Origin of the sequence: Streptomyces sp. TLI_55 (genome assembly GCF_900206255.1) — a bacterium.
Taxonomy (GTDB): domain Bacteria; phylum Actinomycetota; class Actinomycetes; order Streptomycetales; family Streptomycetaceae; genus Streptomyces; species Streptomyces aquilus.
Genome location: NZ_OAOJ01000003.1, coordinates 25,466 through 42,568 on the forward strand (window position 1 = coordinate 25,466; position 17,103 = coordinate 42,568).

Consider the following 17,103-nt stretch of genomic DNA (forward strand, 5'->3'; position numbering starts at 1 on the left):
CTACTCGCTTTGCAGGAGGCGGGCCAGCTCGCCGTCGACGTCGACCTTCCCGGTGTCCACAGCCGTCTCGATCCAGTCGAGGGTGGCGCGGACACGGGCGACGTTCTCGTGGATGATGACGCGTTCGTCGTCGCCGAGCTGGCGATCGCGCAGGCCCGGGACGACGCGGCCGGACGCCGCGACGAACGCGTGGCAGGCGGTGACCAAGTCGAGGAACTGAACCGACCGGTCGATCGCGCGGATCGCCGGGGCGACGGGGCTGTTGCGCTCGAAGTCCTCGCGGGCCTGCTGGCCGCGTTCGACCTGGGCTCGGTTGACCTGGTGGCGGGCGGTGTCGTCGCCCATCGCCTTGAACGCGACGTCCGGGCGCCGCAGCAGGCCCGTCGTCACCTCGGTCGCGACGCTCTCGTCCCTGGTCAGCTCCTCGACGACCCTGACCTTGTCCTCGGCTGTGACCTTCGCGACGACCGCGGGACGGCGCAGGATGTCCGGGGCGATGGCCGCGGCGACGTCGTCCTCGCGGGACAGCTCCTCCACAACCCGCACCTTGTCGGCCGGCGCGACCTGGGCAACCACGTCCGGACGCCGCAGCAGGTCCCCGGTCACCGTCGCCGCGACCTCCTCGTCCTGGGCGAGGGTGTGGATGGCGCTAACCTTCTCCTGCGACGTGACCGGCTTGGCGACCTGACGACCCGTGCGGCGCCTGGCCTCGTCCGGGGTCCACCGCGGCTTGCCCGGCGGAGGCGTGAGGATGGCCGCGAACCGTTCCTCGTCGTCAGCGATGGCCGCAAGAATGCTGTGGACGGTGTAGGACACGTCCGACATCCGGCGGTCCTTCGGCCACTTTCCCGCGACCTGCCGGGCCTGCCTCACCGTGTAGTAGGACATGCCGATGCCCTCGGCCAGACGGAACAGCGAGTCCTTCACCGTGAACAGGACGTCGGCCGACGGCGAACCGCCGTGATCCCTCATCGGCTCGATCTCCAGCGCGTAATCGCCGATCTGGAACATGATTCCGCTGGCCGTCCGGACCAGTTCCCGCAGCTCAGCCACGATCTCCGCATAGCGGTTCGCGCTGACGCTGCCGACCTTGTCCTCGGCCGTCTCGCCAGCCGCCTCTATCTCTCCGGGCATGGTTTCACCACCAACCCGCGGACCGAGCACGGCAGTTGGCCGTGACGGACACGGCCCGCCTCTCAAAACCCGAGAGCCAGACCGATAATCCTAAGATCACAACGAACGACAGCAAATGACCGGGATGCGACGGAGATTGAGATTCGGTGCGTTCGCGATGCGGTCACTGTGCCCGTTCCCCGAACGAATCCTTCCGAGCTCTCCAGGCCCTCGTCACGCACCGCCGCGAGCAGTAGACCGCGTTCGAACGGCGGTCCACCCCGGCCACCCAACTCGCCCCGCACTCCGAGCACTTGGCCCGGCCGGTGCCGCCGATCTCAGCGGCCACCCGCTTGCGCAACCGCAGGTCCCGACGCCACTGCCTGGCCCGACAAGCCGCCGAACAGAACCTCGTACGAGCTGGAGCACCCGGCCTCAACCGTTCACTACAGCCCTCGCACACCCGCCCCGCGGCCTCCCTGGCGTCCTCGGACACCCAGCCAGGGTAGGGCCCAAAGCTACCCAAAACCGAGGCTTAGAAACAGGTACTCAGATCGGGCGAGCCGATCCTTGAGTTGGTGTTCTCCGCTTCGAGGCCAGCGATCCGGGCTTCGCGTGAGTCGAAAATCTCGCCGGCCGGTTCGAGCGACACCGAGGAATCTCGCCGCAACCCGGTGCCAACGTCGCCTTCGGTGATGTTGGCCGGAATGTGGCACTGCCGCACGCGCGGCATCGCCGCTCAGCGCCTGCTTCAGTTCAAGCCTGTCGGGGCTGGTGCGCCCCGAGGCGTGCGTCTCCGTACGCTGTAAGCCGCCGCTACGCCACTCTCCCCCTGTGTCCTGAGCGGCCGTCACGTGCGGGCGGGTGGAACACGGCGGCTGAAGGCCCGCCGGTACGCGGTGGGCGTGGTGTTGAGTGTGCGCCGGAAATGCAGCCGCAGGTTGGCGGCCGAGCCCAGGCCCGATTCGCGGGCGACCACATCGACGGAGTGGTCCGTGGCCTCCAGCAGTTCGCGTGCCAGCCCCATCCGAGCGCGCATCAGCCACTGCAGGGGCGTCGTGCCCGTCTCCTCGGCGAACCGGCGCATGAACGAACGTTCGGACATACCGGCGTGCCGGGACAGCTGGGGCACAGTGAGCGGCTCCCCCAGGCGTTCCAGTGCCCGGCGACCTTCCGGTCCGGCGGCTACGTCGGGCCGACCTGGGCCTTGCGGCCGTAGCCTCAGGCCGCCGGGACGCCGCGGTGACCACCTGGCTGGAGGCCGGAACCCAGATGACTTCACTGGCGGCCATGTCCGAACCTGCCTCGCTGAGCAGCACCAGTGACATCCGGCACGCGGATTCCGGGGCGGGCCGCCGACTGCGGCTTCTGCATCGCCCCGGTCGGACTCGCTGCCTCGACGGCCCGCCGCACGCCCAGCCCCGTGACCTCGAATACGTCGACGCTCTGCGCCAGCCGGTACCGGGGCAGCCGCACCGAAACTGCCCGCCCCCTCCACTCCCGCTCGCCGCGCCGTGCCGAACTGGCCAGCCCATTCTCGAAGTTCACAGTACCCAGCAGCGGCGGACCGGGCCGATCATGCATCCCTGCGCCCGCCTCGGAAAACCGCTCAGGGCCTGACTCACGGTCACCAACTTCGAGGCGCGGCGGCATCGGCAGATGCCGTGAACACGGCTGCCGGCGACGAGAGCAGCCCTCGACACCGTGCCCTTGCGCCGAATCGGTGAAGTGCGCGACACAGCCAAGTCCTTCCACTGACGGGGCCGTTGTGGATCACGTCTGCCCGTCACGGCGGTACCAGGGGCAGGCACACCACCGATGCGTCGCCCTGTCCGGCCGGCCCCGGCCGAGGACGGCGCGTCGTTTCACAGCGATCAGAAGGTGCACGGATGGGACTGGCATACCTGCGTTCGGACGCGGACCGGGCGATGGGCATCGGCATGGGCCGCGTCCTGGCGCGGGAGGCGGCCGGATGCGGCAGGGACATGGCCCTCGCGCTGCGCACGGCGCAGGGGGCGAGCAAGATGACCGCGTCCTACTGGATGGGCCGCCGCTTCCTCGGCGCGGCGGGCCGCCCACTCGCCGACGACACCCCGCTCTCGTTGAGTTTCCTCACCCCTCGCCGGCCGGCCCGGGTACGCATCCGCAGGAACCAGAGCGACCTGCTCATCCTGTGGCAGGTCTTCCTGAAGCGCTTTTACGAACTCGGCGTCCATTACCGTCTCGAGGAGGACATCGACACCCTCGACACGATCGTCGACCTCGGCGGCAACACCGGCCTCGCCGCGTCCTACTTCACCGCCCGCTACCGTCCCCGCACCCTGCTGAGCGTGGAGCCGATCCCGCAGAACCTGGCCGTGCTGCGGCACAACGCCGTGCTGTCCGGCCTGGACTGGAAGATCGAACCGGCAGCCGTGACCGGCGAGTCCGGGATGGCGGAGTTCACCGTCAGCGCGTTCTGGGACACCTGCACCGCCGTGCCCGCCGTCGCCGACCTGCGCCGCACCCGCCCCTACCGGCTGGAGAACGTGCTGGCCCGACCGAACGTACGGGTACCCGCGCTCACCGTGGACGAGCTGCTCGCCAAGCACAACATCGACCACATCGACCTGCTCAAGGTCGACGTCGAGGGCAGCGAAGTCGACGTGTTCCGCCAGGTCGAGCCGTGGATGGACCGGGTCGAGCGGATCGTCCTGGAAGTCCACGACAAGTACATCGACGGGGATGTCGTGCGCAAGACGATGTGCACGGCCGGATTCCGCCAGGTGCCGCCGCGCGTCCCGGAACCGGCCGGCTTCAACCCCGTCGAGCTGTACGTGAAGTCATGAGCGAGCCCGGCACGACGGCAGCCGTGGCCGAGCTGGCAGAACTGGCGAAGGTCACGCCGCCCGCCGCGGTGGTGTTCGACTGCGACGGCACGCTCATGGACACCGAGCCCTGTGCCGATGCCGCACGCGGCGCGGTCTTCGCCCGCCGGGGGCGCGCCTATGACGATGGGGCCCGCGAAGCCCTGATCGGTCTGTCCATGGCTCAGGGCGGAGAGGTGATGGCACGCCTGCTCGGCGGAAGCGCACCACAATTGGCTGAGGAACTGGCGCAGGAACTCTTGGCCGCAGTCGCCGACGGGGCGCGTCCGATGCCCGGTGCAACGGATGTCGTCGCACGGCTCGCCGCCAGGGTGCCGGTCGCGGTGGCCAGCAACGGGCCACGCGCCCTCCTGGACAAGTCGCTCGCCCACGGCGGACTGTCCCACTGGCTTCCGGTCACCGTTTCGGGCGACGACGTCGCCCAGCCCAAACCGGATCCCGCCTGTTACCTCGCCGCCTGCGCAGCCCTCGGCGTCGATCCCGGCAGCACCCTGGCCGTCGAGGACTCCCCGGTCGGCGCCCGCGCGGCTCATGCCGCCGGGATGACCGTCCTCGGGGTGGGCACCCTCACCCGCGGGCCGTACGTGCACGTGCACGTACCCGGCCTCGACGATCCGGTGCTGCACCGCTGGCTCGACGGATGGTGAGCGGGGTGACATGGCGAGCGGGCCGCGCACCGGAACGGGTGAATACGGCGAGCCTGGTGCGTGGCGCGCGGCCGAAGACGGGCACCACAGTGATCGAGACCAGGGTGGAGGGCGCAGTGGTGGAACTGGGCTGCTTCGCCGGTGCAATGCGGCCTGGATGCGTGCGGTGCTGGATGGCGCCGAAGGTGGCCAGCCGGTCCACGCCTTTTGGCGCCTTTGCAGAACTGCCCGCTCCAGGCCCGGAGGACGGGAACTACCTCAAGGAGGGCGAGTTCGCGGCCGCCGAAAAGGATGTGTACGTGCTCCACGACCAGTTCGGTTGCGACGGCCGCTCGTGCATGCCGGCTGGATCACCCAGACGCTGCCAAAGTCGCTGCCCGACCAGATCGCGTTCGCCTACCTCGACTCCGACCGCGACGACTCCATCCTCACCGGCCTCGAGCACTGCGTACCGCGGCTGGCCCCCGGTGCCCTACTGGTCTTGGACGACTACGGCGTGTTCTAGGTTCCTGTGCACCCGTCATGGACTCGGTAGTCCTCATATGGGTGAAGCGCGGCCTCTCTCGTGCTGACGGGATGGCCGGGCGTGATGCGCTGGCGACTATGGGCTTGGGTGCCGCCTCGGTGCCCTCGACAGTTGGAGAGCATCGTGAACGACGACGTGGTGCGCATCGTCCCCTGCGGGGATCAGAGCTCGGAGTTGCCGATGCCGGCGTGGACCAGGTCGTAGGTCGTGCTGCCGGTGGTGATGGCGGCCAGCTGGCTGTAGTCCGTCCAGGTCTCGTCGGTGCGCGCGGTGGCGGCGACGCGTCCGCCGGCGGTTTCGTTGCCGAGTCTGTCGTATGACCACGACGTGAGGGAGCCGGTCTGGGCGGTCAGCTGGCTGGCGTCGTTGTAGGTGAAGACCGCGCTGCTGGGGCAGGTGGAGGCGGTGCCGTCCTGGGAGGTGAGGTTGCCGACCTTGTCGAAGCAGTACAGCCAGGACCCAGCGTTCAGTGTGTAGATCGTGGGGCAAGTGGCCGGGTGGGACCGGCTCGTAGACGGGGAGCCGTGCAAGATCGGTGCGTTTCTGGACAACGCGCGGCGCCGGGTCGGCAAGCTGAGTGCGCAGCGCCGCGGCGAGCTGGCCGCGCTCGGCCTGGAATGGGCCGGGGGCCGCACGGGCCGTGATTCGCCTCGACCGTCCAGATCAGGGGGCGTTCTTGCGGCACCAGTCGCGGCGGTTCAGCCCGGCGGTCGGCTGTCGGGGTGAATGGGCGCATCTGTGCGAGTGGGGTGTCGTTGTGCCCCGAGAGGGGGCCTGCCTGGGCCTCGCCCTGGTGACGACGGAGGATGCATCGTGTACGTGAAGAAGACCTGGGGGGCGAGTGTCACCGCCCTGGCCGCCCTGGCCCTGCTGACCGGCGCTGCGGACACCTCAGCGCTGACCGCACCGGCCACCCCGGCCGCTCCTGGCGAGGGGATCGAGGAGTTCGCGAAGGACGGCTTCTTCGACGTGCCCGGCAACGTCACCGCTTTCACCGTGGAACTGTGGGGGGCGGGCGGCGGCGGAGCCACCAGTGGCACCGGCGGTCGCACGAGCGCCATCACCTGGGGCGGCGGTGGCGGCGGTGGCGCTGGCGGGGGTGGCGGGGGCAGCGGCTACTACGTCAAATGCCGGCTGACAGCAGTCACGCCGGACACCCGGTTCGAGATCCACACCGGCCGAGGCGGCTACTTCTCCACTCCTGATGGCGGCCCGCAGGGCGGTGACTGGGTTCCCACCGTCGGCGGGGATTCGTGGGTCACCGTCGCCGGTCGCACCATCGTTTTGGCCAAGGGCGGTCACGGCGCCGCCGGGCCCCCCGCCGCAGGCACGGATGCCGTCGATCGCCAGCACGGTCTCGGGGGCAAAGGCAAGGACGGTGGCTACCACGGGCCCGGTGCGAACTGCACATCCACGGCCGGCATCGACACCGACCGCCTCGAGTCGCGGGACGGGGGCAGCGGCACAGCGGGTGGCGATGGCGCCGACGGCGCCGACGGCAAGTCCTCTTTCCTCGGACTCGTAGGCGGCCCGGGCCGGGGCGGCGACGGCGGTAGGGGCGGCGACGGCGGAGCCGGCTTCAACGGTCACGGCGGCGGCGGCGCGGGCGCGGGAGGCCAGGGCGGCAAAGGCGGCCGTCCCACGTACGGCAGCCCGCCGAACGGGACCGACGGCACCGACGGCACCCCCGGAGCCGACGCGTACGTGCTGAAGGGAGCCGACGGCCACGCCGTCATCACCTGGTAGAAGGCGCAGGGGCAGACACGCTCGGGTCAGTCGTTCTGCACGAGCGGGTCGTCTCCGACCGGGTGGAACACGAAACCCATGGCTTCCATGGTCTCCGTCTCCCACATCGCGAACAACAGCGGCAGGTCGACCGCGCGCCGGGCCGGATCACGCTTCCAGCGGATCAGGCCGGCCAGCCGCCATCGCAGTCCCCGCACAACTCCATCACCACGCCCGGCGCCGGCCCCCCTCCAGTGCTGGCTGTGACGTTGTCCAGCGGCCCCGGTAGATGAAGATCCTGTGCCTCCTGGACGTCTTCAAGTGGCCCCGGGGATTGGCCTGCGCTAGGACCACTTGAGGGGTTCTTCGGGCTCTTCTCCGGGGGGCTCGGGGCGTCTGAGGCTTTGGTCGTAGGTCGTAGGTCGGTGGTGAAGTGATCGGCGGAACCGGAAGATTGGCGATGTGGAGTCTTCTGGTTTTGATGTGGACGCTTTCCTGCAGCAGCCGCTCACCGCTCGTATCGCGACGAGCGGGCCGACGGTGCGTCCTGTCTGGTTTCTCTGGGAAGAACGAGCCTTCTGGACCTTGACGGGCCCGTGGGCCCGGCTGTTCGACCGAGTGAAGAGTGACCCGAACGTCGCCCTCGTGGTGGACGAGTGCGATCTTGCGACGGGGCGTGTCCGGCAGGTGATCGCTCGAGGCCAGGCCGAGCTCGTGCCCTTCGATGTGCCGAGGGGGCGGCGCAAACTTGCCCGCTATCTGGGGGCGGACGAGGCATTGTGGGACGAGCGGTTCGTGCACTACCTGCACGATGATCCGGGCGAACGAGGCACCATGTGGCTGCGTTTGATACCTGCCTCGCTCACCGCGACGGACCTCAGCTACTCCGCAGCATCGTGACGGTGTGCTTCGCGGCGTCGTGCTTCTGCGCCTTCGTGCGGGCCAGGCAGTAGGACTCGGTTCCGGTCTCGATGATGGTGGAGTTGAACGCGAGACGATCCACGATCGCCGCGCAGAGCCGTGGATCGGTGAAAGTCCGGCTCCAGCCGGTGAACGCCTCGTTGGAAGCGATCCGTGACGGCGCGGGGCACCTGTTTCACAGTGTCTGAGCAGTGGAAGGGCTGAGCGGTACTTCTTCGCCCCTTGGAGGACTTCATGCCAGAAGATTTCGAAGACGTCCCTGAGCCGTACGAGGACACCGTCGACGAGCCCGTCGACGAGGCCGGGGTTGACCCCAAGGACATCGAATTGGTTATGGCGCAGACTGGTGCGTCAAGAGCGAAGGCGGTCAGGGCCTTGAAAGAGAGCGGCGGCGACCTCATCAACGCGATCATGGCGGCCGGCGAATAGTCCGGCCTCGGGGCATCGGTACAGCGGCTAACGCTAAACCGGTCATCATGAAGAGGTCGGAGCGAGCGCGCTGACCCGGCTCTCGTACTCGCGTCGAGCCTTGCGCTGGGCCGGGACCGCGGGAAGGCCCGGGCCGCCGTCGAGCGACTGACACCTGCGAGAACTGCGGCACCCCGCTGCGCTCAGGCCCGGGAAAGGGCCGGCCGCGCAAGTACTGCACCGACCTGTGCCGCCAGGCCGCCCACCGGCGCCGCCTCACCGCCCAAGCCGCCACCACGGCGCCCTCATCCCAGACAGCAGAACAGCCCCCGCCCGCGGCGGCGCCGCGCACCATCCCCGTAGGGCGGGCGGCCGGGGACGCACTGCTTGCCGAGATCGCACGGGACATCCAGGACGGGGCCCGCGACCTCGCACGCCTGCTGCCGTCCATGGACGGGGAAGAGCCCCTGCGGCGCATCGCCCAACTCCAGGAGCAGCTGGACGGACTGACCGCGGCCATGGTCGGCCGGGCCCGCTACCGCCGCATCACATGGGCCACCGTCAGCAACATCATGGGCATCAGCGAGGACACCGCCCGCCACCGCTACGTCCTGCGCCGCATCGCCCGCTTCAACCGCTCCGAAACCGCCCCGACCTCACTCGCCGCGCTCTTCACCCCCCATTTCCGTCTTCGTAGCCCCGCAACGGGGTTACCGGCCCTCGGAGTTGGCATGACTACCTCCCCTTGTCGGGTGCATGGCCTGGGGGGTGGTGTCACCAGCTCCGGAGGCACTGACAGACCGCTCCTGCAGCCCGAACTGCACCGAAAAACGCCGCGGCCCCGGGCAGTGGGGCGCTCGGGGCCGCGTACGCAGAGTGTGGAGGTGAAGGGCGGTCGCCTACGCGGCGAAAGGCTCTGCAGGGCTTCAGCCGAATGATCGTCCCTGCAGGCAGCGCCGACGGCAGTCCCTCTACCAGGAGTTCACCCCCCGACTCCGACACGGCGACACCGACATCCGCGAGGTGCAGGCCCAACTGCACGCCTGCCTCCACGAGCCCCACTCCGTCGAGCACCTCGCGCAGACAGCAGCCATGGACCCGCGCACCTTCCAGCGACGGTTCAAGGAGGCTACGGGCGTGACGGTGACGGAATACATTCAGGCGGCGCGCATCGCGAAGGCACGCGAGCTGCTGGAGCTGACCAACGAGCCGGTCGCCCAGATCTCCCGCAGCGTCGGCTACTCGGATGTGTCGCACTTCCGTCGGCTCTTCCAGCGCGCCACAGGCGTCACGCCGTCGGAGTACCGGAGCCGGTTCGGCATCGCGGCACGAAGCAGCCGACAGGAGGACCTGTCGATGGGTCAGCCGGCGAGGATCCGCTCCACTCCCTCCCGATAGCTCGTGAGCTGAAATTCGGGAAAGCGGGCCGCGAACTTCGAGCTGTCGAAGATGTTGTCGTCGCGGTAGCGGGCCAGCAGCTCGTACATCTCGTCGAGCGGTTTGACGAAGCGGCGCCCGAGGCGGAAGGCGAGCATCGGCAGCACTGTGTAGCCGATTCTGCGGCCGGTGACCTCGCCGGCGATCCCGATGAGCTGGGCGTAGGACTGTTGGTCCGGGGCGACCGGCAGGTGCCACGTCTGGCCGTAGGCATCCGGCGTGTTGCCGAGCAGGGCGAGAGCGCGGCTCGCGTCGGGGGTCCAGATCAGGGACCGCTTGGCATGGGCGTCGACCGGGACGAACGGCCGCTTGCCCGCCTTGATCCGGTCGAACACCAACGAGTTCGTGTAGCTCTTCGTCCGGCCTGGGCCGTAGAACTCGGGGGCGCGGCCGATCAGGGCTTCGACCCGTCCGGCCCGCATGGCCTCGAGCAGCGTGGTGGTGATCTGTCCGCGGACTCGTCCCTTGCGTCCGCCCGGCGCGAATGCCGTCGACTCGGTCTGAGGCGTCGGCGTTCCGGGATACATGTACGTGTTGTCGAAGAAGACGAGCTTCGTGCCGTGTTCGGCGCAGGCGTCGATGACGTTGCGCATCATGACGGGGAACTGTCGCTCCCACAGCTCCGAGTCCAGGGGCAGGCCGACGGTGAGGTAGGCGATGTCGCTGCCGGCGACGGCACGGCTGGTGGCGTCGGCGTCGGTGAGGTCCGCGGCCACGAGCTCGTCGGTGTCGTTCGCCCTCACCGGCTTGCGGCTGACAAGGCGGATGTCCTTGGTGTGGTTGCGGTGGAGCTCGTTCACGAGCTCGTCGGCGATCGGTCCGCCGGCGCCGAGAACGGTCTGCATGGGGTCTCCTTGAGGGGGATGGTGCGGGTGCCGACGGCAGCTCAATTTCGAGGAGTGCCGTGCCACCACGTGACGATGCGGTCGACGACCGTGACGGGGGTGTGGACCCAGCCGATGTGGTCGCGGGTCGAGCCCTCGGGCACCTGGTCGCCGGTGTGGCGCCGGCGTGTCACCGAGGTGGACCAGAAGAGGCGACGAACGAGGTCGTCGACGGCCCCGACCGGCGAGAACGTGGCGTCGCCCAGGCTGATGGCGAGGGCCGGTGTGGTGATCTCCTGGTCGACCACGTACGGCGGTCGGCCGGTGAGCACCATGCCGACCTATTCCTGCACTATGTTTACAGTGCTAACACACCATAGGAGGGCAAGTAAGCAATGTCAACATCAGAGAAGAGCGGCTACCACCATGGCGATCTGCGGGCGGCGCTGCTGTCGACCGCAATGGAGATGCTGGAGGGCGGTGAGCCCTTCTCTCTGCGCGCTGTCGCGCGCCAGGCCGGCGTGTCGCCGACCGCGCCGTATCGCCACTTCAAGGACCGCGACGCCCTGGAGTCCGCGCTGGCCGTGGAGGGTTTCCGGGACCTGCTTGCCGACCTGGACGGCGGGCGCGGCCTGCCCGCCTCGCTCCCGGACCTGGCCGAGTTCGCCGTCGCCTACGTCGCCTTCGCGTTGCGGCGCCCGGCTCTCTTTCATGTGATGTTCGGCAAGCCGTGCGATGACGCCGACGACGAGCGAGTCAAGGCCGCCGACGCCCTGCACCAGCTGCTGGCCGACGCGCTCGATCGCGTCTTCCCCGACGCGGACGCCTCAGCCCTGGCGACGGCCGGCTGGGGGCTCGCCCACGGGCTGGCCTGTCTGTACCTCGACGGCAAGCTACAGGCCGCGTCGGGCGAGGAAATCGCCGCCCGGGTGCGCAGCGCCTTCCTCGCCATCACGTCGGTGGGCCCCTGACGCGCGCCGCGCGCCGCACACCTTCCAGTGTTGACGGTGCTCACATGCCGTGCAATCCTCGATGTTAGCGCCGCTCACATCGGAGGAGAGAGTCCATGACACCAACGGGCAAGCTGACCGACCGGACCGTAGAGGTCGATCTCGGAGGGCGTCTCGTCACCGTCCCTCAAGGCGGCCTCTATGACCGGTTCCGCATGGACACCGACCTCGACGAGGTCGAGCGGGACCCGCGGGTCAGCAGCATCGACTTCTTCCGCCGGATGCCGAAGAGCCGCGTGGACTCCCGCATCGGGCCCACACTGACGCCGAACTTCTACTACCGCATCTCCACGACCCGGCTCACCATGCTCTCGCCGACCAAGGCGATCCGGGCCCGCCTGCCCCAGGAGCTGGACCCGCTCGAGATCGCCCCGGGGCTCGGGATCGTCTCCGTGATGGCCTTTCGGTACGACGTGTGCGACATCGACTTCTACACCGAGGCCGCGGTCGGCATCGCCGTGAAACCGGCGCGGCACGGTGGGCTGGGCCTGCTCGACCTGGTCACCGGACTCAAGAACGACTCCCTGCACTCCTACGTCCTCTCGCTCCCGGTCAACACCGAGATCGCGCGGGTGCGCGGCCACGACGGCTACGGGTTCCCCAAGTGGGTCACCGAGCTCGACGTCGACATCGACACCAAGCGCACCTCCGCCAAGGTCGCCAACGACCACGGCGGCCTCGACCTCGCCCTGTCGGCGCCCACCCCGAAGCAGACCGCCCGGCCCACCGGCGCACACGTCTCGACGCTGACCTCCTACACCACGATCGACGGGGCCTGGCACTCCACGACCAGCCAGATCAACATGCTCTCCTCTGGCACCACGCGGTTCCCCCGCGGCCTGGATCTGCGGCTCGGCGAGGGCCGGATGAGCGACGACCTGCGCTCGCTGAAGCCGATCCGGACGATCCAGCTCGACGTCACCACCGAGGGCCAGCTGGCACTGCACATGCCGGTACCCACCTCCATCCAGGACCGGAGCTGAGGACGACATGACCCCCACGACCACCGGCCGCGTCGCGGCCGCCCTCCCGACATCGCTGACCCCGGCCCGACTCGCCCGCCTGGCCGCCCTGGTGGCCGCCGGTGCCCCCGCCCAGCGGGTCACCACAACCGCGCCGTACACCGGCGCCCCCCTCGCGGACCTGCCGGTCTCCACCCCCGGCGACGTCGAGGATGCCTTCGCCCGGGCACGCGCTGCCCAGGCCGGCTGGGCCGCCACCCCGGTGGCCGACCGCAAGCGCATCATGTTGCGCTTCCACGACCTCGTCCTCCAGCGGCAAGAGGAAGCCCTCGACCTGATGCAGGCCGAGAGCGGCAAGACCCGTCGCGACGCGTTCCTCGAAGTCAGCGACATCGCGATCACCGCACGCTACTACGCACGCAGCGCACAGCGGCTGCTGTCACCCAAGCGCCGCAAAGGCGCGATCCCGGTGCTGACCCACACCACCGAGCTGCGCCACCCCAAGGGCGCCGTCACCGTCATCTCGCCCTGGAACTACCCCCTCAGCATGGCCGCCGGCGACGCCATCCCGGCCCTGATGGCCGGCAACGCCGTCGTACAAAAACCCGACACCCAGACCGCGCTGACCGCGCTGTGGGCACTGGCCCTGATGCGCGAGGCCGGACTGCCGACCCACGTCTGGCAGATGGTGGTCGGCCGTGGCAGTTCCATCGGAGACGCGCTCATGGCCGGCGGGGACTACATGATGTTCACCGGCTCCACCGCCAGCGGGCGCCAGATCGCGCGCAACGCGGGTGAGCGGCTGATCGGCGCGTCCCTGGAACTCGGCGGCAAGAACGCCATGGTCGTCCTCGCCGACGCCGACATCGAGAAGGCCGCCGCCGGCGCGGTCGCCGCTTGTTTCCCCTCGGCCGGGCAGCTGTGCGTGTCCATCGAGCGGCTCTACGTCGCCGATGAGATCCACGACGCGTTCGTCACCGCGTTCGTCGAACGCGTCCGGGCCATGCGCCTGGGTGCGGCCTACGACTTCTCGATGGACATGGGCTCGCTCACCACCCCCTCGCAGCTCGAGACCGTCAGCTCACACGTCGATGACGCGGTGGCGAAAGGCGCGACCGTACTGGCCGGAGGCAAGGCCCGACCCGACCTCGGACCACTATTCTACGAGCCGACGATCCTGGCCGATGTGACCCCGGAGATGACGCTGTTCGACCACGAGACCTTCGGCCCCGTGGCGTCGATCTACCGTTACCGGTCGGTCGACGAGGCGGTGGCGATGGCCAACGCCACGCCGTACGGCCTCAACGGCAGTGTCTGGGGCCGCAACGGCGCCGAGGCGCGCAAAGTCGCGGGACGGCTGCACGCCGGCACCGTCAACGTCAACGAGGCCTTCGCCGCCGCCTGGGGCAGCATCGACGCCCCCATGGGCGGCATGGGCGACTCAGGCCTCGGCCGTCGTCACGGCGGCGACGGGCTTCTCAAGTACACCGAAGCCCAGACCGTCGCCCACCAGCGCCTCCAGGGCTTCACCCCGCCCCGCAGGGTCGAGCACGAGCAGTGGGCGCGGATCCTGACCCGGGCGTTCAAGACCCTGCGCGCCCTGGGCGTCCGCTGACAGACCACCGGCTACGACGGCCCGCCACCTCGCCGGCCCGGTCCGCATGAAGGAAGATCAGTCATGACCAAGCGCATCCTCAACGTCGTCACCAACGTCGGCCACTACGACGACCCCGCCCACACCACCGGCCTGTGGCTCTCCGAGCTCACGCACGCCTGGCACGTCTTCGAGGAACACGGCTACGAGCAGACGCTCGTCAGCCCGGCCGGCGGCGCGGTGCCTCTCGAGCCGCGTGCGCTGAAGTTCCCGAACTACGACAAGACCGCCAAGGCATGGCGCGCCGATCCCAGGAAGATGGCGCTGCTCGAGAACACGGCGAGCCCGGACCTGATCGACGCATCAGAGTACGACGCGATCTACTTCACCGGCGGTCACGCGGTGATGTACGACTTCCCCGACAGCGAGGGCCTGCAGCGCATCACCCGCGAGATCTACGAGCGCGGCGGCGTCGTCTCCTCGGTCTGCCATGGCTACTGCGGCCTGCTCAATACCCGGCTCTCCGACGGCTCTCACCTCATCGCCGGCCGCAAGATGACGGGGTTCGCCTGGACCGAGGAGGTCCTCGCCCGCGTCGACAAGCTGGTCCCCTACAACGCCGAGGAGCAAGCCAAGCAGCGCGGCGCGCTCTACGAGAAGGCGGCACTGCCGTTCGTTTCCTACGTCGTAACCGACGGCAACCTCGTCACCGGCCAGAACCCGGGCTCGGCCAAGGCCACAGCGAAGAAGGTCGTCGACGCTATCGAGGCCCACGCGTCGAAGAAGCGAGGCTAAGTCGAGACGCAGTCCTCGAAAATAGGTGTTTCGACTCCTGGTCTCCTTGCGGGAGCAGAGACAGGACCGTCTTTGGTCGGCGACACCTTGACGTGCAGCGTTGTCCCACCTCAAGGGGATCGACACGAGTCTCCCGCCGTGCTTGCCCCTTTCACCGCAAGGCCGGCGGCTGGCCCCGGTCATCACCGAGGACGGACATGCAGCACACCGTGCTGCGACGCCGCCCAGCTCGGATCACCCTGTTCGGATGAGGTCGCGATCGCCCTTACCTCCACCCGTCGCCTCACCAGGTGCCCCGGCGAGATCGAGACCACCCCCGGCCTGCCATGCGATCAAGTGAGTCGAGAGAACACCCTAGTTCAGAGAAGTGACCAGGCCAAAGCTGATCGCGCCACTCCAGTTGGTTCGGGGCACGGCACACCTCCACAGCACGCCCCGCGCAAGGTCAGTTGTAGGGTCTCAAATTTCGTGTCGGAATCTCACGGTCGATGTCGGATGGAAGTCGGATCCGACATCGACCGTGAGACACCGCATGTCCTGTCGCATTGAAACTGTCGGTTTCTCACTCGTTCTCGTTCGTGCTGTCGGATTCTCTTTCGTGACCCTTGGCACGGCTGCCCCCCTCTCACTCCAGTAGCTGGTCAGAGCGCCGGCGGATCAGAAACCGGGTGCGTACGAGCTGGTTCACACTCGTATACTCGTGCGATCTCATGGAGGGGGAGGTGGAGACAGTGAAGCTTGCTGAGGCACTGGCAGAACGTGCGGAGGCGACGCGCCGTGTTGAACAGCTGCGGGCACGCGTCGTCGGCAGTGCGCGGTACCAGGAAGGGGAGACACCCGCCGAGGATGCCGCTCAGCTGTTGGCTGAGGTGGGTGAGGTACTGGACTCTCTGGAAACGTTGATCCGGCGGATCAACCGGACCAATGCCACCGTGGAGATGGTGCCGGACGGCACGCTCACCGATGCCCTCGCACGCCGGGACGTCCTGCGACTGCGTCACTCCGTGGTCACCGCAGCGGCGGACGCAGCGGCAGGTAGCGGCGAGCGGGGATACGGCCGGCAGCTTCGGTCCGAACTGATGATGCTCTCCGCGCTCCCGGTCGCGGAACTACGCGGTCAGGCGGACGCACTCGCCCGGGAGATCCGCGAGGTCGATGTGCGGATCCAGCGTACGAACTGGGAAGTCGATCTGCTGGACTGAGCAGTCCAGCAGATCGGGACGATGTGGAGCAGGTAGCAGCTTCGGAGGCGTGCACACACCGAGGGCTGGCGGTTTTCCAGCCCACTCCTGGCGCGTGAAGAGCAACGCGGGGGTTCGACTCCCCATCAACAGTGCAGCTCAGCACCGCGTACAGGTAAAGGTGCACATCGCACAGCACATCACCACGTGCAGATCCGAGGCAGCGAGGGCGGGTTCGGGGTTTTCCACATCGCAGCACCATGGAGAACGGCGATCTCCCGCAGATCCCGTTGGTGATCTCGGCGGCGCTCCTGTCATCTTTCGCGAACAAGACTTCCGCGAAAGCCAGGTCGTTTGAGAACTCTGGCCACAGGCGGTCTCAAACGACCTGGCAACCGCACTGGTCAGCAACCCACCAAACGCCAGACGCAGTGCCACAGAACACCGCAGTTCAGCGGGGCGCGGTGCCTGCAGGGGGCCGGGGGTTCGTAGAGTCGCTTGGCTGGCTGAAGGAGCGGAGAAAGCATGCGGGTCGCCATTGACGGGGCACAGATCGGAAGCCAGGCGGACCTGCACCGGGTTCTTGCCGGGCCTCTGGACTTCGGTCCGTACTACGGGTACAACCTGAGCGCCCTGTGGGACCGTCTGAGCAGGGATGTTGAGCGCCCAGTCGAGATCGTCTGGGAGAACGCTGAAGTCAGTCGCGACCGCATGGGTGATGAAGCGTTCGAGGCAATCGCGTCCGTCCTGGTCCGAGCTGCCGCGGAAGACGAGTCGAACGCGCCGGACGAGAGGCTGACCGTGCGTTTCACCTGATGTGGAGTCCAGCGGCCGGCGCCGCCAGCGACTTCCGACGTGCGTCCGACATAGCGTGAGACGGCGGACGGGGCCGCAGGCCAGGGCCTCGGCGTCCGACACGAGCCGCGAGACCCTACAGTCAGCTGTGGGATCTCAGATACCGTGGCCGAATCTCAGGGCGAATGGCCAGCCCGTGGCCAAATGGCCACCGACGTGAGACTGCCCGGTCAGCCTGTTCGCTGTAATCGGCCTGACCAACATCCGCACCCCGGACATGCCGCCCGCTTGACGGTCG

The 17,103-nt window shown here is 68.6% G+C and carries 20 protein-coding genes and 1 pseudogene; 13 read left to right on the forward strand and 8 right to left on the reverse strand.

Annotated features, from left to right (window positions below):
- The 3 genes from CRP56_RS44995 to CRP56_RS49425 form a co-directional block, all read right to left on the reverse strand.
- The gene (locus tag CRP56_RS44995; RefSeq protein WP_097275832.1) at positions 1-1,134 is read right to left on the reverse strand and encodes a DUF6192 family protein; all 1,134 of its coding nucleotides are present in this window, start codon (positions 1,132-1,134) and stop codon (positions 1-3) included.
- A 514-nt stretch (positions 1,135-1,648) separates the two neighbouring features.
- Entirely contained in the window at positions 1,649-1,846 is a 198-nt protein-coding gene (locus CRP56_RS47355) for a hypothetical protein (RefSeq protein WP_143665025.1), read from the reverse strand.
- 117 nt (positions 1,847-1,963) lie between these two features.
- Positions 1,964-2,611, reverse strand: coding sequence for a helix-turn-helix domain-containing protein (locus tag CRP56_RS49425; RefSeq protein ID WP_373559791.1), 648 nt, complete (start codon positions 2,609-2,611; stop codon positions 1,964-1,966).
- 391 nt (positions 2,612-3,002) lie between these two features.
- Between CRP56_RS49425 and CRP56_RS45015 the strand changes: the two genes are divergently transcribed.
- The 3 genes from CRP56_RS45015 to CRP56_RS47940 all read left to right on the forward strand — a co-directional run bounded on the left by CRP56_RS45015 (position 3,003) and on the right by CRP56_RS47940 (position 5,132).
- On the forward strand, positions 3,003-3,941 hold the full coding sequence (locus CRP56_RS45015; RefSeq protein ID WP_097275838.1) for an FkbM family methyltransferase: 939 nt from the start codon (positions 3,003-3,005) through the stop codon (positions 3,939-3,941).
- Entirely contained in the window at positions 3,938-4,627 is a 690-nt protein-coding gene (locus CRP56_RS45020; RefSeq protein WP_097275840.1) for an HAD family hydrolase, read from the forward strand. Before CRP56_RS45015 ends, CRP56_RS45020 begins: the two co-directional genes overlap by 4 nt.
- A 319-nt stretch (positions 4,628-4,946) precedes the next feature.
- Entirely contained in the window at positions 4,947-5,132 is a 186-nt protein-coding gene (locus CRP56_RS47940) for a TylF/MycF/NovP-related O-methyltransferase (RefSeq protein ID WP_097275842.1), read from the forward strand.
- A 182-nt stretch (positions 5,133-5,314) separates the two neighbouring features.
- On the opposite strand, the gene CRP56_RS45030 is transcribed toward CRP56_RS47940, so the two are convergent.
- Complete coding sequence (locus CRP56_RS45030; RefSeq protein WP_179851408.1) at positions 5,315-5,683, reverse strand: hypothetical protein; 369 nt, start codon at positions 5,681-5,683, stop codon at positions 5,315-5,317.
- Positions 5,684-5,972: 289 nt separating this feature from the next.
- On the opposite strand from CRP56_RS45030, the gene CRP56_RS45035 reads away from it, so the two are divergent.
- Positions 5,973-6,899, forward strand: a complete 927-nt coding sequence (locus CRP56_RS45035) for a hypothetical protein (protein WP_143665026.1) — start codon at positions 5,973-5,975, stop codon at positions 6,897-6,899.
- 26 nt (positions 6,900-6,925) lie between these two features.
- Here CRP56_RS45035 and CRP56_RS47945 read toward each other — a convergent pair whose 3' ends face one another.
- The gene (locus tag CRP56_RS47945; protein WP_179851409.1) at positions 6,926-7,096 is read right to left on the reverse strand and encodes a hypothetical protein; all 171 of its coding nucleotides are present in this window, start codon (positions 7,094-7,096) and stop codon (positions 6,926-6,928) included.
- Positions 7,097-7,361: 265 nt separating this feature from the next.
- On the opposite strand from CRP56_RS47945, the gene CRP56_RS45040 reads away from it, so the two are divergent.
- The gene (locus CRP56_RS45040) at positions 7,362-7,778 is read left to right on the forward strand and encodes a pyridoxamine 5'-phosphate oxidase family protein (RefSeq protein WP_097275846.1); all 417 of its coding nucleotides are present in this window, start codon (positions 7,362-7,364) and stop codon (positions 7,776-7,778) included.
- On the opposite strand, the pseudogene CRP56_RS45045 reads toward CRP56_RS45040, so the two are convergent.
- Positions 7,756-7,950, reverse strand: a pseudogene (locus CRP56_RS45045) (ATP-binding protein); the annotation flags it as partial. The gene CRP56_RS45040 and the pseudogene CRP56_RS45045 overlap by 23 nt on opposite strands.
- Positions 7,951-8,033: 83 nt before the next feature.
- Between CRP56_RS45045 and CRP56_RS48105 the strand changes: the two are divergent.
- Both CRP56_RS48105 and CRP56_RS45065 read left to right on the forward strand, forming a co-directional pair.
- Positions 8,034-8,228, forward strand: a complete 195-nt coding sequence (locus tag CRP56_RS48105) for a ubiquitin-like domain-containing protein (protein ID WP_218878143.1) — start codon at positions 8,034-8,036, stop codon at positions 8,226-8,228.
- A 1,002-nt stretch (positions 8,229-9,230) separates the two neighbouring features.
- Positions 9,231-9,605, forward strand: a complete 375-nt coding sequence (locus CRP56_RS45065) for a helix-turn-helix transcriptional regulator (RefSeq protein ID WP_257042366.1) — start codon at positions 9,231-9,233, stop codon at positions 9,603-9,605.
- On the opposite strand, the gene CRP56_RS45070 is transcribed toward CRP56_RS45065, so the two are convergent.
- Both CRP56_RS45070 and CRP56_RS45075 read right to left on the reverse strand, forming a co-directional pair.
- Complete coding sequence (locus tag CRP56_RS45070; RefSeq protein ID WP_097275854.1) at positions 9,569-10,489, reverse strand: NAD-dependent epimerase/dehydratase family protein; 921 nt, start codon at positions 10,487-10,489, stop codon at positions 9,569-9,571. The two genes, CRP56_RS45065 and CRP56_RS45070, sit on opposite strands and share 37 nt — an antisense overlap.
- 41 nt (positions 10,490-10,530) lie before the next feature.
- The gene (locus CRP56_RS45075) at positions 10,531-10,803 is read right to left on the reverse strand and encodes a hypothetical protein (protein WP_097275856.1); all 273 of its coding nucleotides are present in this window, start codon (positions 10,801-10,803) and stop codon (positions 10,531-10,533) included.
- A 60-nt stretch (positions 10,804-10,863) separates the two neighbouring features.
- Here CRP56_RS45075 and CRP56_RS45080 point away from each other — a divergent pair, with 60 nt between their 5' ends.
- The 6 genes from CRP56_RS45080 (at position 10,864) to CRP56_RS45105 (ending at position 16,826) form a co-directional block, all read left to right on the forward strand.
- A complete protein-coding gene (locus CRP56_RS45080) occupies positions 10,864-11,439 on the forward strand; it encodes a TetR/AcrR family transcriptional regulator (protein ID WP_097275858.1) in 576 nt (191 codons plus the stop codon).
- 95 nt (positions 11,440-11,534) lie between these two features.
- Positions 11,535-12,461 (forward strand): acetoacetate decarboxylase family protein, encoded by a 927-nt coding sequence (locus CRP56_RS45085; protein ID WP_097275860.1) that lies wholly within the window; start codon positions 11,535-11,537, stop codon positions 12,459-12,461.
- A 7-nt stretch (positions 12,462-12,468) separates the two neighbouring features.
- A complete protein-coding gene (locus tag CRP56_RS45090; protein ID WP_097275862.1) occupies positions 12,469-14,055 on the forward strand; it encodes a succinic semialdehyde dehydrogenase in 1,587 nt (528 codons plus the stop codon).
- Positions 14,056-14,118: 63 nt separating this feature from the next.
- Complete coding sequence (locus CRP56_RS45095) at positions 14,119-14,829, forward strand: type 1 glutamine amidotransferase domain-containing protein (protein WP_097275864.1); 711 nt, start codon at positions 14,119-14,121, stop codon at positions 14,827-14,829.
- A 731-nt stretch (positions 14,830-15,560) separates the two neighbouring features.
- On the forward strand, positions 15,561-16,031 hold the full coding sequence (locus CRP56_RS45100) for a DIP1984 family protein (RefSeq protein ID WP_097276052.1): 471 nt from the start codon (positions 15,561-15,563) through the stop codon (positions 16,029-16,031).
- 504 nt (positions 16,032-16,535) lie between these two features.
- Positions 16,536-16,826 (forward strand): barstar family protein, encoded by a 291-nt coding sequence (locus CRP56_RS45105; RefSeq protein WP_097275866.1) that lies wholly within the window; start codon positions 16,536-16,538, stop codon positions 16,824-16,826.
- The last annotated feature ends 277 nt before the right edge of the window (positions 16,827-17,103 follow it).

Coding starts and splice junctions, on each gene's coding strand:
- CRP56_RS44995 (WP_097275832.1), bottom strand. CDS start 1,134: ATGCCCGGAGAGATAGAGGCGGCTGGCGAGACGGCCGAGGACAAGGTC.
- CRP56_RS45020 (WP_097275840.1), top strand. CDS start 3,938: ATGAGCGAGCCCGGCACGACGGCAGCCGTGGCCGAGCTGGCAGAACTG.
- CRP56_RS45075 (WP_097275856.1), bottom strand. CDS start 10,803: ATGGTGCTCACCGGCCGACCGCCGTACGTGGTCGACCAGGAGATCACC.
- CRP56_RS45085 (WP_097275860.1), top strand. CDS start 11,535: ATGACACCAACGGGCAAGCTGACCGACCGGACCGTAGAGGTCGATCTC.
- CRP56_RS45080 (WP_097275858.1), top strand. CDS start 10,864: ATGTCAACATCAGAGAAGAGCGGCTACCACCATGGCGATCTGCGGGCG.
- CRP56_RS48105 (WP_218878143.1), top strand. CDS start 8,034: ATGCCAGAAGATTTCGAAGACGTCCCTGAGCCGTACGAGGACACCGTC.
- CRP56_RS45095 (WP_097275864.1), top strand. CDS start 14,119: ATGACCAAGCGCATCCTCAACGTCGTCACCAACGTCGGCCACTACGAC.
- CRP56_RS45070 (WP_097275854.1), bottom strand. CDS start 10,489: ATGCAGACCGTTCTCGGCGCCGGCGGACCGATCGCCGACGAGCTCGTG.
- CRP56_RS45105 (WP_097275866.1), top strand. CDS start 16,536: ATGCGGGTCGCCATTGACGGGGCACAGATCGGAAGCCAGGCGGACCTG.
- CRP56_RS47355 (WP_143665025.1), bottom strand. CDS start 1,846: ATGCCGCGCGTGCGGCAGTGCCACATTCCGGCCAACATCACCGAAGGC.
- CRP56_RS45015 (WP_097275838.1), top strand. CDS start 3,003: ATGGGACTGGCATACCTGCGTTCGGACGCGGACCGGGCGATGGGCATC.
- CRP56_RS45090 (WP_097275862.1), top strand. CDS start 12,469: ATGACCCCCACGACCACCGGCCGCGTCGCGGCCGCCCTCCCGACATCG.